This window comes from Pseudoduganella umbonata (assembly GCF_014192225.1).
GTDB lineage: Bacteria > Pseudomonadota > Gammaproteobacteria > Burkholderiales > Burkholderiaceae_D > Rugamonas > Rugamonas umbonata.
The window spans coordinates 124,852-151,734 of sequence record NZ_JACHXS010000008.1 but is presented as its reverse complement, the minus strand read 5'-3'; the positions used below and the strand labels follow the sequence as shown (position 1 = coordinate 151,734).

Sequence of the window (26,883 nt, the reverse complement as noted above, 5' to 3'; positions counted from 1 at the left end):
ACGATAAGAACGGAGACAACATGCAAAAAACGCATATGGCCGCGCTAGCGGCCGGCCTGCTGCTGGCCGCTGCCGCCACGGCCGCCGATTCCTCGAAAAAATGGCACTGGGTTGCCTCGTGGGGTTCGGCCCAGATGGTGCCCGAAGCGCAGAACGAACTGCCGCAGGAGCACTGGCGCGACGCCACGCTGCGCCAGATCGTGCACGTGGCGCTGGGCGGCGAGAAGGTGCGCGTGCGCATCAGCAATGCGTTCGGCACCACGCCGCTGACGGTGGAGGCGGCCGGCATCGGCCTGGCCAGGGCGCCCGGCAATCCGGATATCGATCCGCAATCGGCCAGGGCGCTGACCTTCGGCGGCCGTCCTTCCGTCATGATCCCGGCCGGCGCCGAATACTACAGCGACGTGGTCGCGCTGCCGCACAAGGCCGGCGCCGACATCGCCGTGTCGCTGTACTTCAATGGCGCGCCGTCGAAGCAGACCGGTCACCCGGGCTCGCGCGCGACCAGCTTCGTGGCGAAGGGCCAGCGCACGCTGGACGCGGCATGGAGCGGCGCCGAGAAGATCCCGCGCTGGTACATGCTGGCGGATGTGGAAGTGCAGGCGCCGCGCGACGTGGGCGCCGTGGCCGCCGTCGGCGATTCGATCACCGATGGCTACGGCACCACGACGGATGGCAACGACCGCTGGCCGGACGTGCTGGCCGGCCGCATCGCCGCCGGCGGCAAGGCGATGGGCGTCGTCAACGTGGGCATCGGCGGCGGGCGCATGCTGCGCGATGGCCTCGGACCGAACCTGGCGTCGCGCTTCGACCGCGACGTGATTACCCGTGCCGGCGTAACCCACGCGGTGGTGATGATCGGCGTGAACGACCTGGGCGGACAGCACCGCAACGGCGAAGACATCCCGACGGCACGGGCCAAGCTGATCGAGGACCTGCAGCAGGCGCACCGCCAGCTCGTCGAGCGCGCCCACGCGCATGGCATCTGCGTGATCGGCGGCACCGTCACGCCGTATGCGGGCAGCGACTACTACCGGCCAGCCGCCACCAACGAGGCGGACCGCCAGCAGCTGAACGACTGGATCCGCAAGTCCGGCGTGTTCGACGCGGTGGCCGACTTCGACGCGGCGCTGCGCGATCCGCAGCAGCCGGACAAGCTGCGCAAGGAGTACGACAACGACGGCCTGCATCCGTCGATCGCCGGCCTGCGCGCGATGGCCGAAGCGGTGCCGCTGAAGGCGCTGCAGACCCGCTGCGGAGGCGCGAAATGAAGGCTGTCCTGTTTGGTGCCGCACTGCTGATGGCGACGGCGGCGCAGGCCGCCGATACGCCGGCCGTTGCAAACTCGACCGCGACCTACCGCAACCCCGTCATCAAGGGCTTCCATCCGGACCCCAGCATCTGCCGCGTCGGCAAGGATTACTACCTGGCCAACAGTACTTTCGAGTACTTCCCCGGCGTGCCGATCTTCCACAGCCGCGACCTGGTCAACTGGAAGCTGATCGGCCATGCGCTGACGCGCGAATCGCAGCTGCCGCTGAAGGGCCAGCGCGCCTCGCGCGGCATCTATGCGCCGACCTTGCGCTGCGTGGGCGACACGTTCTACATGATCACCACCAACGTCGAAACCGGCGGCAATTTCATCGTCCACACGAAGGATCCGGCCGGCGAGTGGTCGGAACCGGTGTGGCTGAAGGAGAAGACGCCGTGGATCGATCCGTCGCTGTTCTTCGACGACGACGGCACCGTGTACTACACGCGGCACGATGGCGGCGAGAAGGGCGGCATCGTCCAGTCCCGCATCGATGTCGCGACCGGCAGGCTGCTGGACGAACCGAAGCGGATCTGGAACGGCACCGGCGGCGTGTGGCCGGAAGGCCCGCACCTGTACAAGGTGAACGGCTGGTATTACCTGATGGTCGCCGAAGGCGGCACCTCGTATGACCACATGATCACGGTGGCGCGCGCGAAGTCGCCGTTCGGACCGTTCGAGGCGCACAAGGGCAACCCGATCCTGTCGCACCGCGATCACCCGCAATCGCCGCTGCAGGCCACCGGCCACGGCGACCTGGTGCAGACGGCGGAAGGCAAGTGGTGGATGGTGCTGCTCGGCGTGCGGCCGCAGGAGCAGGATGGCAAGAAGCGGCATCACCTGGGCCGCGAAACGCTGCTGGCGCCGGTGACGTGGCAGGATGGCTGGCCCGTCGTGAACGGCGGCAAGCCGCTGGCGCTGGAGATGGGCGCGGCCGGGCTGCCGCCGCTGGCGCCGCTGCCGAAGGAGCCGGTGCGCACGCAGTTCGACCGTCCGAAGCTGGACCTGCACTGGACCTTCGTGCGCGGCCCGTCCACCGGCCTGTATTCGCTGGCGGCGCGGCCCGGCTTCCTGCGCCTGAACGGCAACAAGGCCACGCTGGAAGACGTGGCCACGCCGGCCTTCGTGGCGCGCCGCCAGCAGCACCTGGATGCCCGCATCGCCGCGCGCATCGAATTCGAACCCGACGGCCCCGGCCAGTATGCGGGCCTCGCGCTGCGCCAGAACGAAGCCAACAACTACCAGCTGCGCATCGCCGGCAGCAAGGCCGCGCGCCGCATCGAACTCGTCACGCGCGTGAAGGGACAAACCACGGTGGCAGCTTCCTCCGCGTTGCGCGCGGGAGCGGTGGACCTGCAGGTCCGCGCATGGCCCGACCGCTACGAGTTCAGCTACCTGCAGGATGGCGGCAAGCCCGTGGTGCTGGGCAGCGCGCCGACCGCGGCGCTGTCGTCGGAGGACGCGGGCGGCTTTACCGGCGTGTTTGCCGGCGTGGTGGCGACCGGTGCGCCGGCCGATGTGGACTGGTTCGACTACGAACCGCTGGGAGACTGATCGATGTTGTTACGTTTCATCCTGCTGGCGCTGCTGCTCCAGCTGTCCGGGGCCGCCCATGCGCTGGGCCAGAAGCCGTTCATCGCGTTCGAGCGCGATAATGCCGACGCCGATGCCGTACAACTGCTGGCCAAGGGGCGCGCGGCACCGATCTTCATCGATGCCGGCGACCACGCCGGCGTGCGGCGCGCGGCCGGCGACCTGCAGGCCGACGTTGCCCGCGTCGGCGGCGTCAAGCCGGTACTGCACCAGCTGCGCGCCGGCGCGGCACCGATCGGCATCGACGCGGTCATTGTCGGCACCGTCGGCAAGAGCGCGCTGATCGACGGGCTGGCCAGGTCCGGCATGCTCGACGTGGCGCCCATCCGCGGCAAGTGGGAAGGCTACCTCGTGCGCACCGTGCGCAACCCGATGCCCGGCGTGCAGCGCGCGCTGGTGATCGCCGGCAGCGACAAGCGCGGCACCATCTACGGCATCTACGAAGTCTCCGAGCAGATCGGCGTATCGCCGTGGTACTGGTGGGCCGACGTGCCGCCGGTACAGCGCAAGGCGCTGTACGCGCAGGCCGGCACCATGGTCGCGGATGCGCCGGTGGTGCAGTACCGCGGCATCTTCCTGAACGACGAGGCGCCGGCGCTGACCGGCTGGGCCAAGGAGCGCTTCGGCGGCTACAACAGCAAGTTCTACAAGGGCGTGTTCGAGCTGATCCTGCGCCTGCGCGGCAACTACCTGTGGCCGGCGATGTGGGACGCCGCCTTCTTCGACGACGATCCGGAAAACGGCCGGCTGGCCGACGAATACGGCATCGTGATGGGCACGTCGCACCACGAGCCGATGATGCGCGCCCACAAGGAATGGTCGCGCTACGGCAAGGGGCCATGGGACTACAGCCGCAATGAAAGCGTGCTGAAGGACTTCTGGCGCGACGGCCTGAAGAAGACGCGCGACTACGAGAAGGTCGTCACGCTCGGCATGCGCGGCGATGGCGACGAGCCGATGTCGCAGGATGCGAATGTCGCGCTGCTCGAGAAGATCGTGGCGGACCAGCGCAAGATGATCGGCGAGGAACTGGACCCGGACATGGCGAAGGTGCCGCAGGCGTGGGCGCTGTACAAGGAAGTGCAGGATTACTACGAGCAGGGCATGCGCGTGCCGGACGACGTGCTGCTGCTGTGGTGCGACGACAACTGGGGCAACATCCGCCGCCTGCCGACCGCGCAGGAGCGCAAGCGCGCCGGCGGCGCCGGCGTGTATTACCACTTCGATTACGTGGGCGGGCCGCGCAACTACAAGTGGCTGAACGTGACGCCGCTGCCGAAGGTGTGGGAGCAGATGCACCTGGCATGGAAGCACGAGGCGACGCGCATGTGGATCGTCAACGTGGGCGACCTGAAGCCGATGGAAGTGCCGATGGAGTTCTTCCTGTCGTATGCATGGAACCCGGCCGCGTGGCCGGCCGACCGCCTGCAGGAATACCTGCGGCTGTGGGCGGCGCGCGAATTCGGCGCACGCGATGCGGCGGACATCGCCGACATCGTGGCGAAGTACGCCAAGTACAACGGCCGCCGCCGGCCGGAGATGCTGGAGCCGGATACCTACAGCCTGGTGAACTATGGCGAATCGGCCCGTATCGTGGCCGAGTACCGCGAACTCGAGGCGCGTGCCGAGAAGATCTCGGCCAGCCTGCCGAAGGAGCGCCGCGACGCGTTCTACCAGCTGGTGCTGCATCCGGTGAAGGCGGGCGCCATCGTCAATGAGCTGTATGCGACAGCGGGCCTGAACCGGCTGTACGCGAAACAGGGCAGGGCGGCGGCGAACGACATGGCCGAACGCGCCCGCGCGCTGTTCCGCGACGATGCCGCGCTGACGCGCCGCTATCACGCGGTCAACGGCGGCAAGTGGAACCACATGATGGCGCAGACCCACCTGGGCTACACGTACTGGCAGCAGCCACCCGTCAACGTGATGCCGGCCGTCAGCGAAGTGCAGGTGCCGAAGGCCGGCGCGCTGGGCATCGCCGTCGAAGGCAGCGAAGGCGCCTGGCCGGATGCGCAGGGGCTGAAGCTGCCGGCGCTCAACGCGTTCGAGCGCAAGGCGCGCGCGGTGGAACTGTTCAACCGGGGCGGCACGCCGTTCCGCTACTCGGTGCGTGCCAGCGAACCGTGGATCGTGCTCGACAAGCCTGCCGGCACGGTGGACAAGGTGCAGCGCATCGCCGTCGATGCGCGCTGGGAGCAGGTGCCGGCGGGCACGACGCGTGCCACGCTGTTCGTCACCGGCCCGAACGGCGAAGCAAGGATCGAGGTGCCGATTCACAAGCCCGCCGCGGGTGGTACCGTCGTGGGCTTCGTCGAAACCCAGGGCGTGGTCTCGATCGAAGCCGAGCACTATTCCCGCGCCGTGGCCGCGCCGGGCCGCGAGTGGCTCAACGTGCCGGACCATGGCCGCACGCTGTCGGGCATGACCACGCTGCCGGTCGATGCGCCGGCGCTGGCACCGGCCGACGGCATGCGCCTCGAATACGACATGCACCTGTTCAGCAGCGGCAACGTGAAGGTCCACGTCACCGTGGCGCCGACCCTGAAATTCCAGCCGGGGCAGGGCTTGCGCTATGCGATCGCGTTCGACGACGAAGCGCCGCAGGTCGTCAACCTGCATGCCGATGCGTCCGAAAAATTCTGGGAAAAGATCGTTGGCGACGGTGCCGCCGTCTTCACCACGCGGCATGCACCCGGCAAGCCGGGCGCGCACGTGCTGAAGATCTGGGCGCTCGATCCGGCCGTGGTGCTGCAGAAGGTGGTGGTGGATGCGGGCGGGATGAAGGCCAGTTACCTGGGGCCGCCGGAGAGCCCGCGGGTGAAGTGATCGGCAAGCGGGCCGGCCACGCAAGTTGCTGCCCGCAGATACCACAAGGCCGGCGTATCGCCGGCCTTGCCTCAGTCCCCTTCTCAGTCCCCTTCTCAAGCCCTTCTCAGGCCCCGTCTCAGTCCGCCCGGACGCCGAAATGGATGAGGTCGCGGTTGGTCGCCTGGAAGTGCTCCATCAGCGCATCGTGCCCCCGTTCGCGCCAGACCAGGTGCTCCTCGTGCGACAGGAACAGCACGGCCAGCAGCCGATATTCCACGTCCTGCACGGTCATGGTCCAGGGCACGTGTCCGAGCGCATTGAAGATACCCGGCAAGGCGACCAGGACGCCACAGTAGCCCACCGCGTCAAGAGCGGGATCGTCGAACAGCACGACATTTCCCGGCTCGACGCTTCCCCCGGCTTCGATATCCTCCAGCGTGGCCAGGACCCTCCTGGCCGTGCCGCCGTCCCCGTCGGAAATGGTCAGGTAGATGTTGCTTGTCACCGTCGGCACGGTGGCGAACAGGCTTGCCGATTCATCGAAGCCGCAGCGCGCGGCCAGGGAATGCCGGCGCCGCCCGTCGAACCCCTCCAGATGGAACTTGTCGAAGGTATCGGCAAAGTAATCGGCAAAGGACACCGTGTCGATGACGCCGGAGGCGAGTTTCGGCACGTCCGTCATGATTCATCCATCGGCCAGGGTTCGTATCGGTGTACGGAAGGGCGCCAGCAGCCATGCGCCGCCGGCACTACGCTGCCCGCTTCGGCATCGCGCGCAGCGAGGCGGCGATGGCGTCGCGCAGCGGCTTCGATCGCAGCTGGGCGTCGTACGGGCAGGGGCGCTGCGGCAGCTTGTCCTTGCGGGGCGCCTCGTCCCACGTCTGCAGCCAGCTGACGTTGTCGGACAGCCCCCACAGCAGGAAGTCCTTCAGCTGCGGATACGACAGCGTGATGTCGAGGTAGTCCTTGGCCAGCGCCGCCACGCCCGCGTCGCGCATCGCGAAGTCGGCCGGCAGCATGCGGTCGTTGACGTCGAACTCGGTGATCAGCAGGTCGTAGCCCATGCCGGTGACTTCGTCGAGGAAGGCGCGCCAGTCCCGTTCCGGGTTGGTTTTCTGCTTGGCGTCGTCCCACGAACCGATGTGGCTCTGGATGCCCAGCGCGTGCACCGGCGTGCCGCGCTTCTTCAGTTCCGCCAGCATCTTCAATACGCCGGCCCGGTGCTTCGTGCTGCCGGCGTCCTCGCGCATGTAGTCGTTGTAGACCAGCTGCGCATGGGGCGCCTGTTCGCGCGCCACGCGGAAGGCGAAGTCGATCTGCTCGATCGCGCCCATCCGCTGCGTGAACGCGTTGACACGCATCTCGCCGGTTTCCGGCTCGACCGCTTCGTTGACCACGTCCCAGCTGTAGATGCCGGTGCCGTAGTGCTTGCAGACGGTGGTGATGTGCTCGCGCAGCAGCCGCTCCGCTTCGGCGCTGCCCTGGCCGAAGTCATGCTTGGCGACCCAGGCCGGCAGCCATTTCGCCGGCTGCCACACCAGCGTGTGGCCGCGCACCTGCATGCCTTCCTTGCGGGCCCAGGCGAACATCTCGTCGGCCGGGCCGAAGTTGTGGCGGCCGCGCTGCGGTTCGAGCGCCGGCCACTTGGTTTCGTTCTCGGCCACGATGACGCCGCATTCGCGCGCCATCAGCGCGCGGTGCGCCGGGTCCTTGAAGTATTTGTAGCCAAGCGCGTTACCGAAGCGCAGGCCCCTGGCCGCGGCAAGCGCCTTCAGCGGTTCCGGGTCGGCGGCGAACAGTGGGGGAAGGGCGGTGGCGCAGGCGGTGCCGGCCAGCAGGCGCAGCACGTCGCGGCGGGTAGTAGTCAATGTCGTCTCCTGTGCGGATCATGTCCGCGATTTAGTTATGGCGTGTGGCTGAAGGTTACGCTAACATCGTTTCTGGTGCAAACGGTTGCGCTACCAAAAAACAACGGAGACAAGATGCGAATGTTGAACCGGAGCGTCGGCGGGCACCCGCGCGGCGGGAAAAGCGCGAGGCGCATGCTGGGTGGAGCGCTGGCGGCGGTCGTGTCGCTGGTGGTGGTGCTGGCACCTGCCCAGGCGGTGGAAGAAGATGGCTACGACCTTTGGTTGCGGTACCGTCCCCTGCAGCAGGCCAGCCAGGTACAGCAGCAGGCGCGCTCGATCAGCTACGCCGGCAAGGCGTCGCCGACGATCCAGGCCGCCATCGACGAACTGCGCCGCGGCCTGCAGGGCATGACGGGCAAGGTGCCCGCGTCCGGCACGTCGGTTGCCGACGGCGCCATCGTGCTGGCGAAAGCGGGCGCGCTGCCGCAGGGCTTCAAGGCCGACGGCCTGGCCGCGCTCGGGCCCGAAGGCTACCTGCTCAAGAGCGCCACCGTGAACGGCAAGCGCGTGACCGTGATCGCCGCCAACGAGGATATCGGCGTGCTGTACGGCGCCTTTGGCCTGCTGCGCGCGCTGAACACCGGCAAGGCGCTGGCCGCGATCGACGAGCGGTCGGTGCCGAAGCTGCAACTGCGCGTGCTGAACCACTGGGACAACCTCGATCGCACCGTGGAGCGGGGCTACTCGGGCCAGTCGATCTGGAACTGGTGGGAGCTGCCCGACATCCGCGAGCGGCAGTACGTGGACTATGCGCGCGCCAATGCGTCGCTGGGCATCAACGGCACGGTGCTGAACAACGTCAATTCCAAGGCCGAGATCCTGACGGCGCCGTGGATCGCCAAGGTGGCCGCGCTGGCCGACGTGCTGCGGCCGTACGGCATCAAGGTCTACCTGTCGGCGCGCTGGTCCACGCCGCTGGAACTGAAGGAAACGAAGACGGCCGACCCGCTGGCGCCCGAGGTGGCGGCGTGGTGGCGCGCCAAGGCGGACGAGATCTACCGCACCATCCCCGACTTCGGCGGCTTCCTCGTCAAGGCCAATTCGGAAGGGCAGCCAGGCCCGCAGGATTACCAGCGCACCCACGCCGACGGCGCCAACATGCTGGCTGCCGCATTGGCGCCGCACAAGGGCATCGTGATGTGGCGCGCGTTCGTGTACGCGGCCGAGAAGCCGGACGACCGCGCCAAGCAGGCCTATGACGAGTTCAAGCCGCTGGACGGCAAGTTCGCCCCGAACGTGCTGGTGCAGGTGAAGAACGGCGCGATCGACTTCCAGCCGCGCGAACCGTTCCACCCGCTGTTCGGCGCCATGCCGCAGACGCCGCTGATGATGGAATTCCAGATCACCAAGGAATACCTGGGCTTCGCGATGCACATGGCGTATCTCGGCCCGCTGTTCGAGGAAGTGCTGAAGGCCGACACGAAACAGCGGCCGAACGGCTTCACGGTGGCACAGGTATTGGAAGACACCGACCATGGCCAGCGCCCGACCGGTATGGCCGGCGTGGCCAACATCGGCAGCTCGCGCACGTGGAGCGGTTCGCACTTCGACCAGGCCAACTGGTATGCGTACGGCCGCTTTGCCTGGGACCCGCAGGGCGATTCGCGCGCCTTTGCACAGGAATGGGCGATGCAGACGTTCAGCCGCGAGCCGCAGGCCGTCACGCAGATCGTCGACATGATGATGCGCTCGCGCGAAGCGGTCGTCGATTACATGACGCCGCTCGGCCTGCACCACCTGATGGATACCGGCCACCACCACGGCCCCGGTCCGTGGGTCGACAACCTGGGCCGCCCGGACTGGAACCCGACCTATTACCACAAGGCCGACAAGAAAGGCATCGGCTTCGACCGCACGGCCACCGGGTCGAACGCGCTGGCGCAGTATGCGCCGGGCGTGGCGCAGCGCTGGGCCGACCCGCGTACCACGCCGGAGGAACTGCTGCTGTGGTTCCACCACCTGCCGTGGGATTACGCGATGCCGTCCGGCCGCACGCTGTGGACCGAACTGGTGGCCCGCTACGACCGCGGCGTGACCGAGGCGGAAGGCTTGCGCGCCCGCTGGGAGAAATTGAAACCGCTGGTGGACGGGCGCCGCTACGACGAAGTGGCCCAGCGCCTCGATACGCAGGTGAGGGAAGCACGCTGGTGGCGCGACGCGTCGGTGGCGTACTTCCAGTCGGTCTCCGGGCTGCCGCTGCCGCCGGGTGCGCGCAAGCCGGAGCGTACGCTGGAACAGTACAAGGCTATCAAGTTTCCTTACGCGGCAGGGCACCACTGAGTGCCGCCGGGGCGATGGGTGCGCTAACATCGGCGCCGCTTTCGGATGTTAGAATGATAAAGGGATGACACGCGCGTGCCGGGTGCCGCTACTGCCGGGCAGTGGCCGGCAGGCCCCCGGCAGGCGTATGTTAGAGTCCGCAAAATAACTATTCGATAAGTACAGTCCGATGACGAAAATACAGGCCAAGGCGCACGGCGGCACGCCAGGGGAAAAGGCGCCGGCCGCGGGGCGCGGCGACAAGCCGGGCGTGCCGACGATGTCAGACGTTGCCAAGCTGGCAGGCGTATCGCCGATGACGGTGTCGCGCGTGATGAACGGCGATCCGAACGTGCGCCCGGCCACCCGGCGCAAGGTCGACGAGGCGGTGGCGGCGCTGAACTACGTGCCGAACCAGGCTGCGCGGCGCCTGGCCGGCGCGCGCGCGATCCGCATCGGCTTCCTGTATTCGAACCCGTCGGCCGGCTACCTGAGCGAATTCCTCGTCGGCCTGCTGAACCAGGCCAGTATCCACAACGTGCAGCTCGTCGTCGAGAATTGCGAGGACGGACACACGTGGGAAGCGCATGCCCGCCGGCTGATCGAGAACGGCGTCGACGGCATCATCCTGCCGCCGCCGCTGTGCGACACGCCGGAGCTGCTCGAGCTGATCACGCAGGCCGACATGCCGGCGGCCACCGTGGCCTGCGGCCAGCCGGACCGGCGCGTGGGCGCGGTGTCGATCGACGACTTCCACGCCGCCTACGACATGACGAGCCACCTGATCGCGCTGGGCCACCACCGCATCGGCTTCGTCATCGGGCACCCGAACCAGACCGCATCGGCCCGCCGGCTCGACGGCTACAAGGCCGCGATCGCCGACAAGGGCGGCGACGCCGCGCCCGAACTGGTGGTGCAGGGCATGTTCACGTACCGCTCGGGCCTCGATGCGGCCGAAATCCTGCTGGGCCTGGAAAAGCGGCCCACCGCCGTTTTCGCCAGCAACGACGACATGGCCGCGGCCACCGTCGCCATCGCCCACCGGCTGGGCCTGGACGTGCCGGGCGACCTGACCGTGGCCGGTTTCGACGATACCGCGCTGGCCACGACGATCTGGCCCGAGCTGACGACCGTGCGCCAGCCCATCGCGCAGATGGCGGAGATGGCGGTGCAGTTCCTGGTGCGGCAGATCCGCGCCCAGCGCGACGGCGCCGTGCAGGAACCGGAACACATCGTGATGGACTTCTCCCTCATCCGGCGGCAATCCGATGCCGCCCCGCGGCGGCGGCCGAAGCTGGCCGGCAAGGCTGCCGACGCCTGAGCAGTGCTGGTGTCGGACATTTTCCCGGAAGCAGCACCCGGGAAAGTGTCGGACACCGGTTTCAGTACACGGTCCAGCGGCGGAAACCGGTGTCCGACACCATTTCCCTTGCGGGAAATAGTGTCCGACACCAGAACCTTCGAATTCGGTCACGCAACTTTCTTGCGGGGTGCCTGCGTGATGGTGACGGTGCACGTTGTGCCGGCCACCAGCGGGACGCCGGGCGGGATGCTGTCGAGGGCGATGCGGACCGGGATGCGCTGGGCCAGCCGGACCCAGTTGAACGTGGGGTTCACGTCGGCCAGCAGTTCGTGGCCGGTGGCGGCGTCGCGGTCGGTGATGCCGCGGGCGATGCTGTCGACGTGGCCGCGCAGCGCCATGCCATCCATCAGCTGCACGTCGACCGCGGCGCCCGGCTTCAGCAGCGGCAGCCGGGTCTCCTCGAAATAACCCGTCACGTAGTACGACGCGCTGTCGATCAGCGCCAGCTTCGGCGCGCCCACGGCGGCGAAGTCGCCGGGGTGCACGTGCAGGTTCGTCACATAGCCGGCGACCGGCGCCCGGACCACCGTGCGGGCCAGGTTCAGCTGCGCCAGCCTGCGTGCCGCCAGTGCGCCGCGGTACTGGGCGGCGGCGGTGCTGGCCGCGTACGTCGCGGATTCGCGGCTCTCGGCCGGAATGACGTCGTCGTCCAGGGCGGCGCGCCGTTTCGCCTCGCTCCCGCGGCGCGTGCGTTCCACCTGCTGCGCGGCCAGCGCGGCGTCCGCCGTGGCCAGGGCGCTGGCATAGCGCGCGTCGTCGACGATGAACAGCACGTCGCCCTTTCGCACGAACTGGTTGTCGCGCACGCGCACCGCGGTGACGACGCCGGCCACGTCGGCGCCAATCGTCACCACGTCGGCCCGCACGCGGGCGTCGCGGGTCCAGGGCGCCTCCATGTAGTGGTCCCATCCGGCCCGGCCGGCATACAGCGCGGCGGCGGCGAGCAGCAGGGTGATGGCGATGCGAAAGAGCTTGGCGGCAAGGGGCACGGTTCGGTTTCCGGTCGAGGTTAGTGGTAGAGAACGGCGGTGAGGCCGCCGAAAATGCAGACGAACAGCGCCAGGCGCGCCAGCGCCGGATGCCACAGGCGCCGGTAGACGCCGGCCGCGCCGAGCAGCCGGTCCAGCACGGCCTGCGCCAGCACGCTGGCAAGGAACAGCGGCAGCAGGGTCGGGATCAGCAGGCCGAAGATCGACAGTTCACGCGGCATCGGCGTTTCCATTCAGCGCAGGCTGCGGCACCTGGTCCAGCAGCGCGGTGTAGATAGAATGCAGGTCGGTCAGCGCAAGCCGCAGGCAGGCGGCATCGGCGCCCGCGGTTGAAACCGGGGCGGAAGCTGAAGCCGAAGCGGTAACCGGGGCGGACGCCACGGCGATACCGGCCCGCACGACCGGCCCGGCGGCCCGCAGCGCGTAGATCGCCGCGGTACGCGTGTCTTCACGCGGTGCCGCCAGGTAGGCGGCCAGTGCCTGTAGCGCCGCGTCGACGGCATGGGCGACGCGACTGCCGATGCCCGCCTGCAGCAGGACGCGCAGTTCGATGACGGCATGGCCCAGTTCCAGCAGTGTCAGGGCCTGGCGCACCACGGCGCGCGTTTCGGGCGACGGCGCGGGGCCGGCTGCCGCGTTCAGCTGCGCCAGCAGGTCGCGCACGCGGTTGTCGAAGCGGTGCCGCAGCCGTTCGCCGCGGCCGCGCAGGCGCGCCGTGCAGGTCGACAGTGCCTCGCGCCAAAGGGCCGCAGCGACGTGCGCGCGGTTGCCCATCGTGTGCCCCGGCAGCACCACGTGGAAGACCACCAGGGCCAGCAGCACGCCGGCCAGCTGGCCCAGCATGTTGTTGAGGACGGCGCCGGCGTCGTAGTGCATCAGGTTTGCCGGCGCCAGGAACTGGCTGCTGAACATCGCCATGCCGATGCCGGCGCCGGTGCGCTTCGGGTCCGTCATCAGCCAGGCCGCGAACCCCAGCAGCGGTGCGGTGGCCAGCATCATCGCGGGATAGCCGTCGGCGCGGGCGACCAGCAGGAATTGCGTGGCGAACGTCAGCGGCACCCCCAGCGCGAAGCCGGCGAGTACCTGCCGCACCATCGCCGTCGGGCGCGGCGAGCCGGAGGCCAGCGCGCAGAAGATCGTCGTCATGACCAGCGCATTGGCCAGTGGCGCCCATGCCAGCCAGTACCACAGCGTGGCGGCGGCCAGCATCGCGCAGGCGGCGCGGAAACCACTGGCGGCCACGATGCCGGGCGGCGTCTTCGGCGCATAGGGGAGGGGTCCACCGGGCGGCATCCGCCTGGCGGTGGCCAGGCCGTCATGTATCCCGGTAAACGTCACCAGATTGCCGGCAAAGCGTTCGGCCAGTTCGGCGGCGGTATCGAAGTCGATGTGCCAGCGGTGCGCCGCAGTATCGGCATCGGCGTCGGCAGGCAGGGCGGCGCGGGCGAGGGCGGCGGCCTGGCGGACCGCGCCGGGGAGGGTGGCGGGTGGAGCGCCCGATGCCAGCGCGCTGGCCAGCACGGCTTCCAGCGGTTGCACCAGCGCCGGCACTGGCGAGGCGGCATCGTGGCGCTGGCGGTGCAGCAGCCGGTGCAGCGTATGGAAGGTGGTCAGCGCGGTCATGAATGCGCCGTTGAACGCATGGAGCTGGCGCGCTTGCGCTGTGCCCGCTTCGAACACTGCGGCGGCGCGGCCCGATTCGAGTGCCGCGATGTCTGCCGCGAAGCGCAGGTGGTGCAGTTCCGCCTCGGCAGGCGGCAGCCGGTGTTCCAGCACCTGCCGGCAAAAGGCCAGGAATTGCCGATGGCGGCCCCGCACGGCGCGCATCACCTGCCGGCCGTGGTGGCGCGGCAGCAGCACGTCGTGCACGACGGCAGCGACCAGCACGCCGAGGCCCACTTCGGTGGTGCGCGTGACGGCCAGAGCGAACACCCCGGCCGGCGCGTCGAGCGCTGGCACGACGATCATGCATGCCGTGTACCCGGCCAGCACGAAGCTGTACGACTGCTGGTTGCGGTGCATCGCCGCCCCCATCGTGCATAGCGCGATCCACAGCGCGAGGCCGGCAAACAGCGGCGGGGCCTGCTGCGGGAAGACGGCTGCCAGCGCCAGCGCGGCAGCACAGCCGACGACCGTGCCGAGCAGGCGGTACAGCGCCTTTTCCAGCACCATGCCGGACGCCGGCAGCGCCAGCACGAAGGTGGTGGTCATCGCCGTTGCCGGCGAGTCGAGGCCGAGGCGAAAGGCCAGCCACAGCGCGGCGTAGGCGGCAGCCAGCGTGCGCACGACGAACAGGATGCGTACGCCGTCGGTGGCGGCCCAGCCGCGCAATTCGCGGCGCAGCCAGTGAAGGCCGGGAAGTGAGGCGGGTGCTGCGGATTCGGGTGTCATTTATTCTTGTCGGCGACCCCGCCGCAGCCGGGGGGCGCTATATGTTGTCCAGGTTTTCCAGCTGCCGGGCAAACAGCCGCTCCTGCAGCCGCAGTTCTTCCGGCGTCAGGCCATCGTACGCACGGGTGGTGCGCCCCCACACTTCAGGCATCACCTGTTCGATCAGGCTGCGCCCCTGGTCGGTCAGCGAGATCATCACGCAGCGGCGGTCGCCCGGGCGGTTGCCCCGCACGATCAGGCCCTGCGTTTCCAGGTCGTTGCAGACGCGGGTCAGGTTGGCCGGCTTTTCCATGCAGGACTCGCCCAAGGTCGATGCGGTCGATGTCTCGTTTTCCGAGCCGTACAACACCGCCAGCACCATGTAGCTCGCATCGACCAGGTCATATTTGCGCAGTGCCGCGTTGGACAAATCCTTCATGCGTTTCTGCACGTGGTACGTCATGCGGAGCAGGCGCATGAGATCTTCCGGGAAAGCCGGAATCCGTTCGTGGATGGTCTTCAGGCGCTTGTTCGTTGCGTCGAAACTGCTCATTGGCGCACTCCTGTGCAATAAGGCTATCAATACATGGATTGTACTAGTGGTTGCACAAAGGTAAATTGTTTTTAGATGCCTTCCTCCATTCCGGCACCCCCGCCGAGTGCCGTCATCAGGCTTGCGTAATTGTCCAGGCGCTCGCTTTCCACGCGCAGCAGAGCGTCCCGTTCACCCAGCAATATCAGTTGTGCCTCTAGGGCGTCGGTAGCATCCGTGATGCCCGCGCGGTAGGCGCGATCGGCCAGTGCATGGGCCCGCGCGGCAGTGGCCAGCGCCTGTTCGGCGAGACGGCCCTGCTCGGCGGATGACTGTATCTTTGCTACAACATTCGCCACGTCGGCCAGTGCGTTGACGACGGTCTCGTTGTACTGCTCGACGGCGGCATCGAATGCGGCCGTGTCCGCAGCCAGCCGGCTGCGCAGCCGACCGCCTTCGAATACCGGCAGGCTGAACGCCGGCGTGAAGCCGAGCGTGCGGGCCGATGCATCGAAGAAACGGGCAAAGCCGAACGATTGCAGGCCGGCAAACGCCACCAGGTTCAGGTTCGGGTAGAACGCCGCGCGGGCACCATCGATCCGCCTGCCCGCGGCTTCCACGCGCCAGCGCATCGCGGCAATGTCGGGACGTCGGCCCAGCAGTTCCGCCGGCAGGGCAGAGGGTAATGCAGCGGCGGCCTGGCGCAGGGCCGGCGCTGGCCGGGCGATCGTTTCCGCGTCGCCCGGTCCCTTGCCGACCAGTGCCGCCAGCTGGTTGCGCAGCACCGCGATCGATTCGCCGATCCGCTCGTGCTCGCGCCGGCCAGCCGGCAGCGTGTTTTCAACGGTGGCCACGTCGATGCCGCTGGCCAGGCCCGCAGCGTGGCGGCGGCGCACGATGTCCAGGATCCGGCGCCGTTGCGCAAGGCTCTGCGCGAGGCTGTCCTGCAGCGCGTGGCGGTACCACAGCTGGATGTAGGTGCGCACCACCGCCGCCTGCAGCGACAGCCGCGCCATCTGCGCTTCCGCCGCGGCCGCGCGGGCGTCGCCCAGCGCAGCCGCCAGCGTGGCGTGGTGGCTGCCCCACAGGTCGAGGTCGTACGAACCGTTCAGCGTGGCCGCGTTGTACCAGGCCCAGTTGCCCGCCAGCGGCGCGGCCGCCGAACCGTGCGCCGGAAACCGCTCGCGGGTCGTGCCCGCGCTCGCGCTGGCCTGCGGCCCGGCCGCCGCACCGGCCACGTCCGCCAGCGCGGCGGCTTGCCGCACGCGGGCCTGCGCCGCCTTCAGGCCGGGATTGCCGGCCAGCGCGGACGCGACCAGGCGGTCGAGTTGCGGATCGCCGAATGCGAGCCACCATTGTTCGGCCGGCCATTGCGCCGCGGGCGCCGCCGCGGCGGCGAGCGCCGCGCCGGTGGCGAGGTCGTTTGGTGCCAATCGATGCGATTGCGGCTTAATGTCGCCAATGTCCGCGCAACCGGCCAGCGCCAGCACGACACAGGTCGCAACGCCTGGTGCGAATGGCAAAGCACGTGGCATCGGCGCAGCCCGACCTTATTGCGTGTACTTATTGCGCGTAGTGCTTGCGGGTCTGCGCGACGTCCATGTCGGCTTCGGTTTCGATCAGCGTGCCGTTCTTGCGTGCCGCGATCACTTGCGCCTGCACTTCGGCACGGGTCAGGCCGTGCTGTTTCGGCGCCTGCTGCGTGGTCACGGCGGCGGCGGCAGTGGCCGTGCTGGCCGAAGCAGCCACGGTTGCATCGGTGTTTTCGGCGCCGAAGGCTGCACCGGCGGTGGCAAGGGTCAATGCGGCGATGAGGTAGTAAGCGGTTTTCATGATGTCCTCCTGTCAGAATGAACTCATTATATGCCTGAATTATTCATTACTGAAATAAAGTGTTGTGATAGGGGAGATTCACCCGTGCAATGTCTGCGCGCGCTCTTCGGCTGAGCTGGTCGCTAAACAACACCGGGGACAGTCCCTCCTGGAGGGACTGTCCCCAAGCTTTTTGCAACATGTTGCCGGTGCAGGGGGGAAGGCCGGCGCCTCGGGTGCGACGCCGTTCGGCATCGGCTGTTACAGTCTTTACAAGGCCGCGCAGGGCGGCGATGCAATTACAGGAGGCAATATGTCAGGTACCAGCACACTCGATCCCGATAACTTCCCGTCCGCACCGGACCGCGTGCTCGGCCGCGGCCACGGCACCGGCGCGCTCGGTCCCAGCGACACGTCCGACTCCGGCAGCGATATCCAGGGCGGTTCGGGCCTGGCCCAGCAGATCGAGGAAAACAACCTCGATGGCGGGACCAACGAGGATATCGACGAGAGCACGGCAGGCGGCACGGCCGGCCCGGATGTCGGCGATGCCGACCTCGACAGCGATTCCGATGCCGGCGGCACCGGCGAACGGGCCACGGTGGGGCGCGACACGACGTCGCCGGATGGCGCCGACATCAATGTCGACCACATCGAATCGGTGCCGCTGAGCGGCGAGCGGGAAGCGGACGATATCGAACGGGGCGCCTGAACGGCGCAGCGAACGAGGCGGTTGAACGGCGCAGCGAACGAGGCGGTTGAACGGCGCAGTGAACGCGGCGCGGAAGAAGCGCCGGCAAAGAAACGGGGCCACAGGCCCCGTTTTCACGTCCGTGCGTGATCGCTGCGGGGGAGTCGGATTGCTCCGCGGCCAAACAAAAGGGCTGCCGCGGCAGCCCTTGGAACATGGCACGAGGCGCGTCAGCTTTGCTGCTTCTCCGCCGGAGCGGCCTGCCGGGTCAGCAGCCACGCCGCGGCCAGCGCGCCGCCGCCCAGCAGTGCCGCCAGCTTCAGTGGCGTGCGGGCCCGGGGGCGATAGGTCGTGTCGCCCGTGGTCTGGATGCCGAGGCGCTGCTGCAGTTCCTGGTCCGGATCGGGCGAGTGCAGGGCATCGTTGCGCAGCAGGCGCGACGGCTTGTTCGTGCGCTGCTGGTTCCACATTGCCGATGCACCCAGCTTGTCGAACAGGCTGGGCAGCGTGAAGCCGCCGATCGCATTGGCGCGTGCCGCCTCGCCGACGAACACGTCGCGCTTCGGATGCTGGGCCGCGTCGAGGATCGCCTCGGCCACCATTTCCGGCGGATAGACCGGCGCCGGCAGCGTCGGTTCCACCTTCATGTAGTTGCGCGCGTGGACGGGGAACATCGTGTCGATCGCCGCCGGCTTGATCAGCGTGACGGAGACGGGCACCTTGTCATGCTCCAGTTCCATGCGCAGCGCATCCGTGTAACCCTTGACGGCGTGCTTCGATGCCGCATACATGCCCTGCAGCGGCACCGACACTTCCGACAGTTCGCTGCCCAGGTTGATCAGCGCGCCGCCATCCTTTTTGAGGTGCTTGACGGCTTCCAGCGAGCCGTTCACCACGCCCCAGAAATTGGTCTGGAACAGGCGATGATTGTCTTCTTCCGATACTTCCTCGGCGCGGCCGAAGATCGAGATGCCGGCATTGTTGACCCACGTGTCAATGCGGCCGAAGCGCTTCAGCGCGGCCTGCGCCAGCGCGTGCACCTCATCCTTCTTGCCCACGTCGGTGGGTACCGCCAGCGCTTCCGCGCCGCGCTGGCGCAGTTGCTGTTCCAGTTGTTCGAGGGCTTCTTCACCGCGTGCCGCCAGCACCACCTTGGCGCCGCGCGCGGCGGCCATCCGGGCCGTGGTCAGGCCGATGCCGCTGGTGGCGCCGGTGATGACGATGACCTGGTCCGACAGTCGTTTCAAACGCATGCTGTGCTCCTTTGCTGTGTTGGTCGCTGAGCTGGTCGCCCAGTTAAATTATTGACAATGGATTGACGCAGTATCGTACCCGCGAGCTCACTGGACGCGGCACACCATTCCGGTAGTCAAGACTCTGGCCCGCTTCGGTGTCCTTCACGCGAGCGGGGATGCGCAGGCAACGCCGGGAATACGCCATACTGCCCCCATCGAAACCGATCAGGGAGCAGGAATGGAAACCGGACAACAGGTCGCCATCGTCACCGGTGCCTCGCGCGGCATCGGCGCCGCCGTTGCACAACGTCTTGCCGGCGACGGCTATGCGGTCATCGTCAATTACGCGGGCAGCACCACCGAAGCGGCCCAGGTAGTGGCGGCAATCGAGGAAAAGGGCGGCCGCGCGGCCGCCGTGCAGGCCGACGTCGCCGATCCGGCGGCGGTGCGCCGGCTGTTCGATGCGGCGATCGCGCAGTTCGGGCACGTCGATGTGCTGGTCAATAACGCGGGCATCCTGCCGTCGGCCTTGCCGCAGCTGGGCGATACCGACGATGCCACGTTCGACCGCCTGTTCGCGGTGAACGTGAAGGGGACGTTCAATGCGCTGCGCGAGGCGGCCACGCGGCTGCGGCATGGCGGGCGCATCGTCAATTTCTCGACCAGCGTGATCGGGCTGGCGCTGCCCGGCTATGCGATCTACGCGGCCACCAAGGCGGCCGTGGAAACGATGACGAACATCCTGGCCAAGGAATTGCGCGGCAAGGAGATCACCGTGAACGCCATCGCGCCCGGCCCGACCGCCACCGACCTGTTCCTGACCGGTAAAACCGACGAGCAGGTCGAGCGGCTGGCGAAGATGGCGCCGCTCGAGCGGCTGGGCCGGCCCGAGGATATCGCCGAAGCGGTGGCGTTCCTCGTACGGCCGGGTGGCTGGGTCAACGGGCAGACGCTGCGCGCCAACGGCGGCATCGTCTGATCAGGCGCTGCCGGACGAGCCGGCCCACAGGTTAATGCCACCTTCCTGGGCCAGTGCATCGATGGCGCGCAATTCGTCGTCGGAAAATGCCAGCTGGTCCAGCGCGGCGACGTTCTCTCGGATCTGTGCGCTGTTCGATGCACCGATCAGCGTGGACGTGATGCGCGGGTCGCGCAGCACCCAGGCCAGCGCCATCTGCGCCAGCGACTGGCCGCGCGCGGCGGCAATCTCGTTCAGGCCGCGCACGCGCCGCAGGTTGTCCTCGGACAGGTGCGACGGCAGCAGCGACCCGCCGCCGGGGCGGTTCACCCGCGCATCCTGCGGAATGCCGTCCAGGTATTTGCCGGTCAGGATGCCCTGCGCCAGCGCCGTGAACGTGATGCAGCCAATGCCCTGGCGGCCCAGCGTATCCAGCAGGCCCTCCGTCTCGATCCACCGGTTCAGCATGTTGTACGACGGCTGGTGGATCAGGCAGGGCACCTTCCATTCCGCCAGCAGGCGCTGCGCCTCGGCGGTCTTTTCCGCGGAATAGGACGACACGCCGACATACAGCGCCTTGCCCTGCTGTACCGCCTGGGCCAGCGCGCCCATGGTTTCTTCCAGCGGGGTATCCGGATCGAAGCGGTGCGAATAAAAGATATCCACGTAGTCCAGGCCCATGCGCCGCAGGCTCTGGTCCAGGCTGGCCAGCACGTACTTGCGCGAGCCGCCGCCCTGGCCGTACGGGCCCGGCCACATGTCCCAGCCAGCCTTGGTGGAGATGATCAGTTCGTCGCGGTAGGGCTGGAAATCGTCGCGGAACAGGCGGCCGAAATTGGTTTCGGCGCTGCCGTACGGCGGGCCATAGTTGTTGGCCAGGTCGAAGTGGGTGATGCCGAGGTCGAAGGCGGTACGCAGCATGTCGCGCTGCGTGGCGGTGCTGGTGGTGTCGCCGAAGTTGTGCCACAGGCCCAGCGACAGCACCGGCAGCTTCAGGCCGCTGCGGCCGCAGGTGCGGTACTGCATCGTTTCATAGCGGTGGCGGGATGCCGTATAAGTCATGCATGTCTCCTGCGGTGATCTGATCTGCAATAAGGAACGGCCCGCGCGAGGCGGGCCGTGGCAACCGAAACGTGAACCGGCGCAAGCGCCGGTCAGATTCAGGCGAAGTTCTGGTTCACGAATTCCCAGTTGACCAGGTTCCACCACGATTCCACGAATTTCGGACGGGCGTTGCGGTAGTCGATGTAGTACGCGTGTTCCCACACGTCCACGGTCAGCAGCGGCTTGTTGTCGGTGGTCAGCGGGGTGGCGGCGTTGGACGTGTTGACGATGTCCACCGAGCCGTCGGCCTTCTTCACCAGCCAGGTCCAGCCGGAACCGAAGTTGCCGACGGCCGACTTGCTGAATTCTTCCTTGAACTTGTCGAACGAACCCCACTTGGCGTTGATCGCTTCAGCCACCGGGCCGGTCGGCGCGCCGCCGGCGTTCGGTGCCATGCAGTGCCAGAAGAACGTGTGGTTCCACACCTGGGCGGAGTTGTTGAACACGCCGCCGGAGGATTTCTGGATGATCTCTTCCAGGGACAGGTTCTCGAACTCGGTGCCCTTGATCAGGTTGTTCAGGTTCGTGACGTAAGCCTGGTGGTGCTTGCCGTAGTGGTATTCCAGCGTTTCAGCCGAGATGTGCGGTTGCAGTGCGTCTTTTGCGTACGGCAGCGGCGGCAGGGTATGTTCCATGTGCATTTCCTTATGAAGGGACTAAAGAATCAACGTTTTCAAAACGCCCATCATTGTAATGCGTCGCCCGCGGCCCTGCCGAAATCCCCCGTAAATAGTGAGGCTACCGAAAAGTGCATAGCCGCGCATCAGGGCCGCGCATCATCGTCATGCCTGTCACTGCCGGGGCAGTGTGGTTTCCCGCACCACCAGTTCGACCGGCGGCACCCGCGTGGGAACGCGGTCGCCGGTAATCAGGCGCAGCAGCGCGGTGATCGCGGTCAGGCCGATGTCGTACAGCGGCTGGCGCACCGTGGTCAGCGGCGGCGTCGTGAACGCGGAGCCGGGCAGGTCGTCGAAGCCCACCAGCGACACGTCTTCCGGCACGCGCACGCCCTTGCGGTACAGGGCCAGGCGCACGCCGTAGGCGCTCTGGTCGTTGGCGGCGAACACGGCGGAGAATTCCTGGCGCGTCTCGAACAGGTGGTTGATGGCGATCAGGCCGCTGTTTTCATGGAAATTGCCCTCGACGACCAGCGCCGGATCGACCGGGATGCCGGCGCCTTCGAGTGCCTTGCGGTAGCCGCGCAGGCGGCTGGAGGCGTCGGCATGGCTGGGCGGGCCGGACACGAAGGCGATGCGCCGGTGACCCAGTTCGATCAGGTGCTGTACCGCCAGGTAGGCGCCATGCTCGTTGTCCATCGTGAAGCCCAGCGCGTTCGGGGCGTCGAGCGCGCGGCCGGTGACGACGATCGGGCGCTGCGTGGCGAAGTGCAGCAATTCCTCGTCCGGTAAGTTTCCGGAAAGTAAGATGATGCCGTCGACCTTGCGCGCCAGCAGCAGCCGGATCCGGTCCGCTTCCTCCAGCGCGCTCCAGTGCCCGGTCACGATCACGGATGCATAGCCGGTACCTTTCAGGCCATCGTCGACGCCGTGCAGCGTTTCATCGAAGAAGGGCGACGAAATGTCCTGCACGATGATGCCGATCGTGTGCGTGCGGCCTTTCTTGAGGCCTTGCGCCATCAGGTTCGGCGCGAAGTTGGTGCGCGCAATCGCTTTCATGACGGCTTGCCGCTTGTCGTCGGAAACGCGCGCGGTGCCGTTCAGGATGCGCGAGACGGTCGACGGCGAAACGCCCGCTTCGCGGGCGACGTCGAGCAGGGTCGAGGGTCCGGCTGCCACTGTTGGTTTTGTCAATTTTGTTATCCCGTGAGTGTGACGACGGGCAAGATTAACATAGAAGAAGGCGCTGTCACCCGAGCGCGTGGGTGAGCTGAACCATTCGCCGCAAGCGCGGTCTCATATCGTATTGACGATGGAGGCGGCGATGCACGACGGCGTGTTCAACAGCTTGCTGGAACGCTTGCGCGGGCAACTCGACGGGTTCTCCGGCGCCCAACTGGCGACACTGCGTGCCCTGTTCGAGTCGGCTTCGACATTGACGACTTGCCTGGAACTGATCGAAAAGTTCGGCCGGCCGTGCGATCGCTGTCCGCATTGCGCGGCGATCCGCATCCATCGTCACGGCAGCACTGGCGGCCTGCAACGCTACCGCTGCCTGACGTGCCGCCGCACCTTCAATGCGTTGACCGGCACGCCGTTCGCTTTCCTGCGCCTGCGCGGCAAATGGCTGCCATTCCTGCAGGCGGTGCTGGATTCCCGCACGGTCCGGAGCGCCGCCGAAAACATCGGCATTCACCGCAACACCAGCTTTCGCTGGCGCCATCGGTTCATGGGCAGCGCACGGCACGACCGGCCACCCCGGCTGCAAGGCATTGTCGAGGCGGATGAGACCTATCTGCTCGAATCGCAAAAGGGCAGCCGGCACCTGGACCGGCCGGCACGCCGGCGTGGCGGCAAGGCCAGGCGGCGCGGCATCTCGAACGAACTCGACTGCATCCTCGTGGCACGCGACCGGGACGGAAAAACCCGGGATTTTGTTTGCGGCCGAGGCCCGGTCACGGCGCGCCAGCTGGCGCGCCACCTGTCACCAGTATTAGCCGCCGATGTCCTGCTGGTATCGGACAGCGCTGCCGCTTACCGCACATTCGCGCGCCGCACCGGCATCCTGCACGAAGCAGTCAACCTTAGGGCAGGCGTACGCGTCCGGGGTGCCATCCACCTGCAGCACGTGAATGGCTATCACAGCCGCTTCCATGGCTGGCTGTCGCGGTTCAATGGCGTGGCGAGCAAATACCTGCCGAACTACCTGGGCTGGCGCCATGGCCTCGACGGGCGGCGTTGGCTGGCGCCGGCAGACTGCCTGATCGCCGCGCTGCGCGGCAATGACGCTCTTTCTTGATGACCTGGCGAAACTTCCACAGGTTTGGGTGACAGCGCCTAGAAGAATGCACCACAGCGACTGCCATTACAGCGTTGGCTGCACCCCGGACACGGTCAGGTCGGCACTGCCTTCGGCCAGCCGCACGGTCAGCTTGCGGCGCGGCTGCAACTGGTCCGGCGAACGCAGGATAGTGCCCTTGCTGTCGGTGATGATCGCGTAGCCCCGCTCCAGCGTACGTTGCGGGTTCAGTAGTTCCAGCTGCGCCGCCAGCGCGCCCAGCGCTTCCCGCTGGCGCTGCAGGCGGCCCGCCACGTTGACGCTGCAGCGATGCTGCAGTGCCGCCAGGTGGGCACGCGCGGCGCGGGTGTCGGGCCGCTGCGCGGCCAGCCGGCCGGCCAGGCGCTCCAGGGCGTGCCGCGCGCCGTTCAGCGGTGCGCGGTTGGCATGCATCATCGCCGTGGACAGCGCCAGCAGGGCCAGGCGCTGCTGGCGGATCCGTGCCGTGGGACTCAGCAGGCGGCGGCTCTGGTGGTCGAGGCTCTGGGCGGCATCGTCGAGCGTACGGCGCATCGCGCGGCGCAGGTCGGCCGCGTCGGCGCGCAGCGACGCCAGCCAGTCGCCGCGCGGCGTGGCCGCCAGTTCGGCGGCGGCGGTCGGCGTGGCCGCGCGCAGGTCGGCGGCGAAATCGGCGATCGTGAAATCGGTCTCGTGACCCACGCCGGAAATTACCGGCATCGCGCATTCGGCAATCGCGTAGGCCACCGCTTCGTCATTGAAGCACCACAGGTCCTCGATGCTGCCGCCGCCGCGGCAGACGATCAGCACGTCGCACTCGGCGCGCGCGGAGGCGGTGCGGATCGCCAGCGCGATCTGCTCGGCGGCGAACTGGCCCTGTACCAGCGTGGGATACAGCACCACGTTGACGTGCGGCGCGCGCCGCCTCAGTGCGATCAGCACGTCGCGCAGCGCCGCCGCCTGCGGACTGGTGACGATGCCGACGGTGCGGGCGAACAGGGGCAGGGCGCGCTTGCGGTCCTCGTCGAACAGGCCGGCGGCCGACAGCTTTTCCTTGAGCCGCATGAAGGCCTCGAACAGCGCGCCGACACCGGCGCGGCGGATCGCTTCGACATTGATCTGGTAATCGCCGCGCGGCCCGTACAGCGTGACGAGGGCACGCACCTCGACCTTGTCGCCTTCGCGCGGCACAAAGCCGGCATATTGCGCGCGGCCGCGGAACATCACGGCGCGCACCTGGGCCGCGTCATCCTTCAGCGTGAAATACCAGTGGCCTGAACTGGCGCGCGTGAAATTCGAGATTTCCCCAGCGATCCAGGTCAGTGGAAAAGAGCGCTCGAGCAGGCGGGATACGGCCTGGTTCAGGGCGCTGACGGTGATCACGGCACTCTGGCCGGGGGCGGAATCGGGTCGGTCGAAGGTCGGCATCGGGAAGACTGTCCACAGAGTCATCAAGCGGTCATGCTTATGTCATATCTCGCCTAAAACAGCAAGGTGTATTTCCAAGGTATTGATTTTTAAAGGGAAAACGGCATGCTGCATTCGCGGGCAGTGTAAGAAAATTCTTACAAATCAAGGACTTCAAGAAAGCCGACCATTCTTACGCACAAAGATATCCACAGAAATTGTGGGGAACCTCGTCAAGTTTGCCGTGTTCTGCCGGAAATTTCCGCAGAACAATTTAATCCTTGCGAATCAGGCACTTGGCGATGGAAATTCAAGCTTTCCCACAATTTTATCCACAGAATTTGTGCAGAAGCGCCGCGTCCGCCGGCTGCTTTGCATTCGCAAACAGGCATCCACCACTCCAGGTACAGCCTGCCTGTTTTTTGAGCGGAGCTACTTTTTCCTTATAAATCAACGGTATTACCTGCTACATCGGGCGTTGCGCACAATATTGTCCACAGTTTGTGTGCAGAAGGATGCCGTGCTGCCGTCCAGCCCCGCCACGTGAACGATCCGCAGGATTTGCATCTTTATTGTGCATGCTTATTTTATCCTTATAAATCAATCGGTTGGGAGTGAATGGGTAGTCTTGCCAACAATCTTATCAACAGTTACTGTGCAAAAGCGCACCGTCGCCGATCCGCCCGATCAAGCCGCTGCGCAATTTTTATGCAGGACAATATTGTTGTGATTAATCAATGGCTTGCACGTGGATAGGGGGCGTTGCCAACAATATTGTCCACAGAAACTGTTGAGAATAGGCATGGCTCGGCCAGTCACGAAACTGCCTAAAAAACAGGCTTTGCTTAATTGCTGTTTGAAATCAACGACTTGTATTGCCGATTGGGTATTGCACACAATCTTTTCCACAGAATTTGTGCAAAAGGCAGGGGCGGCGCGCTGCGCCTGTCCACACTTGCCGCCGGCACGGCAACACGCTACATTGCGCGTCTGCGCTATCTCAAGGAGTAAGTTTTGCTCGCCATCTTCCAAGCTGCCGGCTGGCCGATCTGGCTGCTGCTGATCGCATCCATCGTGGCTACCGCGTTGATCATCGAACGCCTGATGACGCTGCGGCGCGCCCGGATCATTCCGCCGAACCTGCTCGATGAAGTGGTGCGGGTGTACCGCAGCGGCAATATCACGCCCGAGATCACCGGCAAGCTCGAGAGCAGTTCCCCGCTGGGCGTGGTGCTGTCGGCCGCGCTGCGCAACGTTAACGCGCCGCGCGAGGTCATGAAGGAATCGATCGAAGAGGCGGGCAGCGGGGTCGCCCACACGCTGGAGCGCTTCCTGACGACGCTGGGCACGATCGCCACGCTGGCCCCGCTGATGGGGCTGTTCGGTACCGTGGTCGGCATGATCGAGATCTTCGGCGCGCAGAATCCCGCCGGCACCAACCCGGCGCAACTGGCGCACGGCATCTCGGTGGCGCTGTACAACACCGGTTTCGGCCTGGCGATCGCCATGCCCGCGCTGGTGTTCTACCGCCACTTCCGCGCGCTGGTGGACGGTTTCGTGATCCAGATGGAGCAGCAGGCCGTGCGCTTCGTCGACATCGTCCACAACGAGCGAAAGTAAGGGCCTG

General features: G+C 66.9%; 23 protein-coding genes. 10 read left to right on the top strand and 13 right to left on the bottom strand.

Features of this window, described 5'->3' with window-relative positions:
• Positions 1-20: 20 nt before the first annotated feature.
• From FHS02_RS20280 to FHS02_RS20270, 3 genes are read left to right on the top strand one after another with little or no spacing between them, the layout of a single operon-like run.
• Entirely contained in the window at positions 21-1,271 is a 1,251-nt protein-coding gene (locus FHS02_RS20280) for an SGNH/GDSL hydrolase family protein (protein ID WP_137316607.1), read from the top strand.
• Positions 1,268-2,866 (top strand): glycoside hydrolase family 43 protein, encoded by a 1,599-nt coding sequence (locus FHS02_RS20275; protein WP_217496863.1) that lies wholly within the window; start codon positions 1,268-1,270, stop codon positions 2,864-2,866. The genes FHS02_RS20280 and FHS02_RS20275 overlap by 4 nt, the downstream gene beginning before the upstream one ends.
• Positions 2,867-2,869: 3 nt before the next feature.
• Entirely contained in the window at positions 2,870-5,731 is a 2,862-nt protein-coding gene (locus FHS02_RS20270; RefSeq protein ID WP_137316608.1) for a glycosyl hydrolase 115 family protein, read from the top strand.
• 118 nt (positions 5,732-5,849) lie between these two features.
• Here the strand turns inward: FHS02_RS20270 and FHS02_RS20265 are convergent, their stop codons facing one another.
• Both FHS02_RS20265 and FHS02_RS20260 read right to left on the bottom strand, forming a co-directional pair.
• Positions 5,850-6,395 (bottom strand): hypothetical protein, encoded by a 546-nt coding sequence (locus FHS02_RS20265; RefSeq protein WP_137316609.1) that lies wholly within the window; start codon positions 6,393-6,395, stop codon positions 5,850-5,852.
• Positions 6,396-6,462: 67 nt separating this feature from the next.
• Entirely contained in the window at positions 6,463-7,581 is a 1,119-nt protein-coding gene (locus FHS02_RS20260; protein WP_229422394.1) for an endo-1,4-beta-xylanase, read from the bottom strand.
• 114 nt (positions 7,582-7,695) lie between these two features.
• Between FHS02_RS20260 and FHS02_RS20255 the strand changes: the two genes are divergently transcribed.
• Both FHS02_RS20255 and FHS02_RS20250 read left to right on the top strand, forming a co-directional pair.
• Entirely contained in the window at positions 7,696-9,903 is a 2,208-nt protein-coding gene (locus FHS02_RS20255) for an alpha-glucuronidase family glycosyl hydrolase (RefSeq protein WP_229422395.1), read from the top strand.
• A 169-nt stretch (positions 9,904-10,072) separates the two neighbouring features.
• Positions 10,073-11,203 (top strand): LacI family DNA-binding transcriptional regulator, encoded by a 1,131-nt coding sequence (locus FHS02_RS20250; protein WP_137316610.1) that lies wholly within the window; start codon positions 10,073-10,075, stop codon positions 11,201-11,203.
• Between the two features lie 149 nt (positions 11,204-11,352).
• Here the strand turns inward: FHS02_RS20250 and FHS02_RS20245 are convergent, their stop codons facing one another.
• The 6 genes from FHS02_RS20245 to FHS02_RS20220 form a co-directional block, all read right to left on the bottom strand.
• Positions 11,353-12,234 carry an HlyD family secretion protein gene (locus FHS02_RS20245; protein ID WP_229422396.1) on the bottom strand — a complete coding sequence of 294 codons (882 nt, stop codon included), beginning with the start codon at positions 12,232-12,234 and terminating at the stop codon, positions 11,353-11,355.
• Positions 12,235-12,254: 20 nt separating this feature from the next.
• A complete protein-coding gene (locus FHS02_RS20240; protein WP_137316611.1) occupies positions 12,255-12,455 on the bottom strand; it encodes a DUF1656 domain-containing protein in 201 nt (66 codons plus the stop codon).
• Positions 12,445-14,625 carry an FUSC family protein gene (locus tag FHS02_RS20235; protein WP_137316612.1) on the bottom strand — a complete coding sequence of 727 codons (2,181 nt, stop codon included), beginning with the start codon at positions 14,623-14,625 and terminating at the stop codon, positions 12,445-12,447. The genes FHS02_RS20240 and FHS02_RS20235 overlap by 11 nt, the downstream gene beginning before the upstream one ends.
• Positions 14,626-14,662: 37 nt before the next feature.
• Positions 14,663-15,157, bottom strand: coding sequence for a MarR family winged helix-turn-helix transcriptional regulator (locus tag FHS02_RS20230; protein WP_137316613.1), 495 nt, complete (start codon positions 15,155-15,157; stop codon positions 14,663-14,665).
• 71 nt (positions 15,158-15,228) lie between these two features.
• A complete protein-coding gene (locus FHS02_RS20225) occupies positions 15,229-16,671 on the bottom strand; it encodes an efflux transporter outer membrane subunit (protein ID WP_137316614.1) in 1,443 nt (480 codons plus the stop codon).
• Between the two features lie 28 nt (positions 16,672-16,699).
• The gene (locus FHS02_RS20220; RefSeq protein WP_137316615.1) at positions 16,700-16,969 is read right to left on the bottom strand and encodes a DUF4148 domain-containing protein; all 270 of its coding nucleotides are present in this window, start codon (positions 16,967-16,969) and stop codon (positions 16,700-16,702) included.
• Between the two features lie 292 nt (positions 16,970-17,261).
• On the opposite strand from FHS02_RS20220, the gene FHS02_RS20215 reads away from it, so the two are divergent.
• Positions 17,262-17,660, top strand: a complete 399-nt coding sequence (locus tag FHS02_RS20215) for a hypothetical protein (RefSeq protein WP_137316616.1) — start codon at positions 17,262-17,264, stop codon at positions 17,658-17,660.
• A gap of 209 nt (positions 17,661-17,869) precedes the next feature.
• On the opposite strand, the gene FHS02_RS20210 is transcribed toward FHS02_RS20215, so the two are convergent.
• Entirely contained in the window at positions 17,870-18,892 is a 1,023-nt protein-coding gene (locus tag FHS02_RS20210; protein WP_137316617.1) for an SDR family oxidoreductase, read from the bottom strand.
• Between the two features lie 220 nt (positions 18,893-19,112).
• On the opposite strand from FHS02_RS20210, the gene FHS02_RS20205 reads away from it, so the two are divergent.
• A complete protein-coding gene (locus FHS02_RS20205; protein ID WP_137316618.1) occupies positions 19,113-19,853 on the top strand; it encodes an SDR family oxidoreductase in 741 nt (246 codons plus the stop codon).
• Here FHS02_RS20205 and mgrA read toward each other — a convergent pair whose 3' ends face one another.
• The 3 genes from mgrA to FHS02_RS20190 form a co-directional block, all read right to left on the bottom strand.
• On the bottom strand, positions 19,854-20,894 hold the full coding sequence (gene mgrA, locus FHS02_RS20200; protein ID WP_137316619.1) for an L-glyceraldehyde 3-phosphate reductase: 1,041 nt from the start codon (positions 20,892-20,894) through the stop codon (positions 19,854-19,856).
• Between the two features lie 98 nt (positions 20,895-20,992).
• Positions 20,993-21,571, bottom strand: coding sequence for a superoxide dismutase [Fe] (gene sodB / locus FHS02_RS20195; RefSeq protein WP_137316620.1), 579 nt, complete (start codon positions 21,569-21,571; stop codon positions 20,993-20,995).
• 156 nt (positions 21,572-21,727) lie between these two features.
• Positions 21,728-22,747: a LacI family DNA-binding transcriptional regulator gene (locus tag FHS02_RS20190; protein ID WP_217496864.1), complete on the bottom strand. Its 1,020-nt coding sequence runs from the start codon at positions 22,745-22,747 to the stop codon at positions 21,728-21,730.
• A gap of 130 nt (positions 22,748-22,877) precedes the next feature.
• On the opposite strand from FHS02_RS20190, the gene FHS02_RS20185 reads away from it, so the two are divergent.
• Positions 22,878-23,852 (top strand): IS1595 family transposase, encoded by a 975-nt coding sequence (locus FHS02_RS20185; RefSeq protein ID WP_137316621.1) that lies wholly within the window; start codon positions 22,878-22,880, stop codon positions 23,850-23,852.
• Positions 23,853-23,918: 66 nt separating this feature from the next.
• Here FHS02_RS20185 and xseA read toward each other — a convergent pair whose 3' ends face one another.
• Positions 23,919-25,277 carry an exodeoxyribonuclease VII large subunit gene (gene xseA / locus FHS02_RS20180; RefSeq protein ID WP_137317729.1) on the bottom strand — a complete coding sequence of 453 codons (1,359 nt, stop codon included), beginning with the start codon at positions 25,275-25,277 and terminating at the stop codon, positions 23,919-23,921.
• Positions 25,278-26,105: 828 nt separating this feature from the next.
• On the opposite strand from xseA, the gene FHS02_RS31240 reads away from it, so the two are divergent.
• Together FHS02_RS31240 and FHS02_RS20175 are read left to right on the top strand one after the other, a co-directional pair.
• A complete protein-coding gene (locus FHS02_RS31240; protein WP_221403912.1) occupies positions 26,106-26,267 on the top strand; it encodes a hypothetical protein in 162 nt (53 codons plus the stop codon).
• A gap of 3 nt (positions 26,268-26,270) precedes the next feature.
• Positions 26,271-26,876, top strand: coding sequence for a MotA/TolQ/ExbB proton channel family protein (locus tag FHS02_RS20175; protein ID WP_137316622.1), 606 nt, complete (start codon positions 26,271-26,273; stop codon positions 26,874-26,876).
• Positions 26,877-26,883: the final 7 nt, after the last annotated feature.

Excerpts from the sequence above, each read along its gene's own strand:
- FHS02_RS20280 (WP_137316607.1), top strand. The coding sequence starts at position 21 with ATGCAAAAAACGCATATGGCCGCGCTAGCGGCCGGCCTGCTGCTGGCC.
- FHS02_RS20275 (WP_217496863.1), top strand. The coding sequence starts at position 1,268 with ATGAAGGCTGTCCTGTTTGGTGCCGCACTGCTGATGGCGACGGCGGCG.
- FHS02_RS20270 (WP_137316608.1), top strand. The coding sequence starts at position 2,870 with ATGTTGTTACGTTTCATCCTGCTGGCGCTGCTGCTCCAGCTGTCCGGG.
- FHS02_RS20265 (WP_137316609.1), bottom strand. The coding sequence starts at position 6,395 with ATGACGGACGTGCCGAAACTCGCCTCCGGCGTCATCGACACGGTGTCC.
- FHS02_RS20255 (WP_229422395.1), top strand. The coding sequence starts at position 7,696 with ATGCGAATGTTGAACCGGAGCGTCGGCGGGCACCCGCGCGGCGGGAAA.
- FHS02_RS20250 (WP_137316610.1), top strand. The coding sequence starts at position 10,073 with ATGACGAAAATACAGGCCAAGGCGCACGGCGGCACGCCAGGGGAAAAG.
- FHS02_RS20240 (WP_137316611.1), bottom strand. The coding sequence starts at position 12,455 with ATGCCGCGTGAACTGTCGATCTTCGGCCTGCTGATCCCGACCCTGCTG.
- FHS02_RS20235 (WP_137316612.1), bottom strand. The coding sequence starts at position 14,625 with ATGACACCCGAATCCGCAGCACCCGCCTCACTTCCCGGCCTTCACTGG.
- FHS02_RS20230 (WP_137316613.1), bottom strand. The coding sequence starts at position 15,157 with ATGAGCAGTTTCGACGCAACGAACAAGCGCCTGAAGACCATCCACGAA.
- FHS02_RS20225 (WP_137316614.1), bottom strand. The coding sequence starts at position 16,671 with ATGCCACGTGCTTTGCCATTCGCACCAGGCGTTGCGACCTGTGTCGTG.
- FHS02_RS20220 (WP_137316615.1), bottom strand. The coding sequence starts at position 16,969 with ATGAAAACCGCTTACTACCTCATCGCCGCATTGACCCTTGCCACCGCC.
- FHS02_RS20215 (WP_137316616.1), top strand. The coding sequence starts at position 17,262 with ATGTCAGGTACCAGCACACTCGATCCCGATAACTTCCCGTCCGCACCG.
- FHS02_RS20210 (WP_137316617.1), bottom strand. The coding sequence starts at position 18,892 with ATGCGTTTGAAACGACTGTCGGACCAGGTCATCGTCATCACCGGCGCC.
- FHS02_RS20205 (WP_137316618.1), top strand. The coding sequence starts at position 19,113 with ATGGAAACCGGACAACAGGTCGCCATCGTCACCGGTGCCTCGCGCGGC.
- mgrA (WP_137316619.1), bottom strand. The coding sequence starts at position 20,894 with ATGACTTATACGGCATCCCGCCACCGCTATGAAACGATGCAGTACCGC.
- sodB (WP_137316620.1), bottom strand. The coding sequence starts at position 21,571 with ATGGAACATACCCTGCCGCCGCTGCCGTACGCAAAAGACGCACTGCAA.
- FHS02_RS20185 (WP_137316621.1), top strand. The coding sequence starts at position 22,878 with ATGCACGACGGCGTGTTCAACAGCTTGCTGGAACGCTTGCGCGGGCAA.
- xseA (WP_137317729.1), bottom strand. The coding sequence starts at position 25,277 with ATGCCGACCTTCGACCGACCCGATTCCGCCCCCGGCCAGAGTGCCGTG.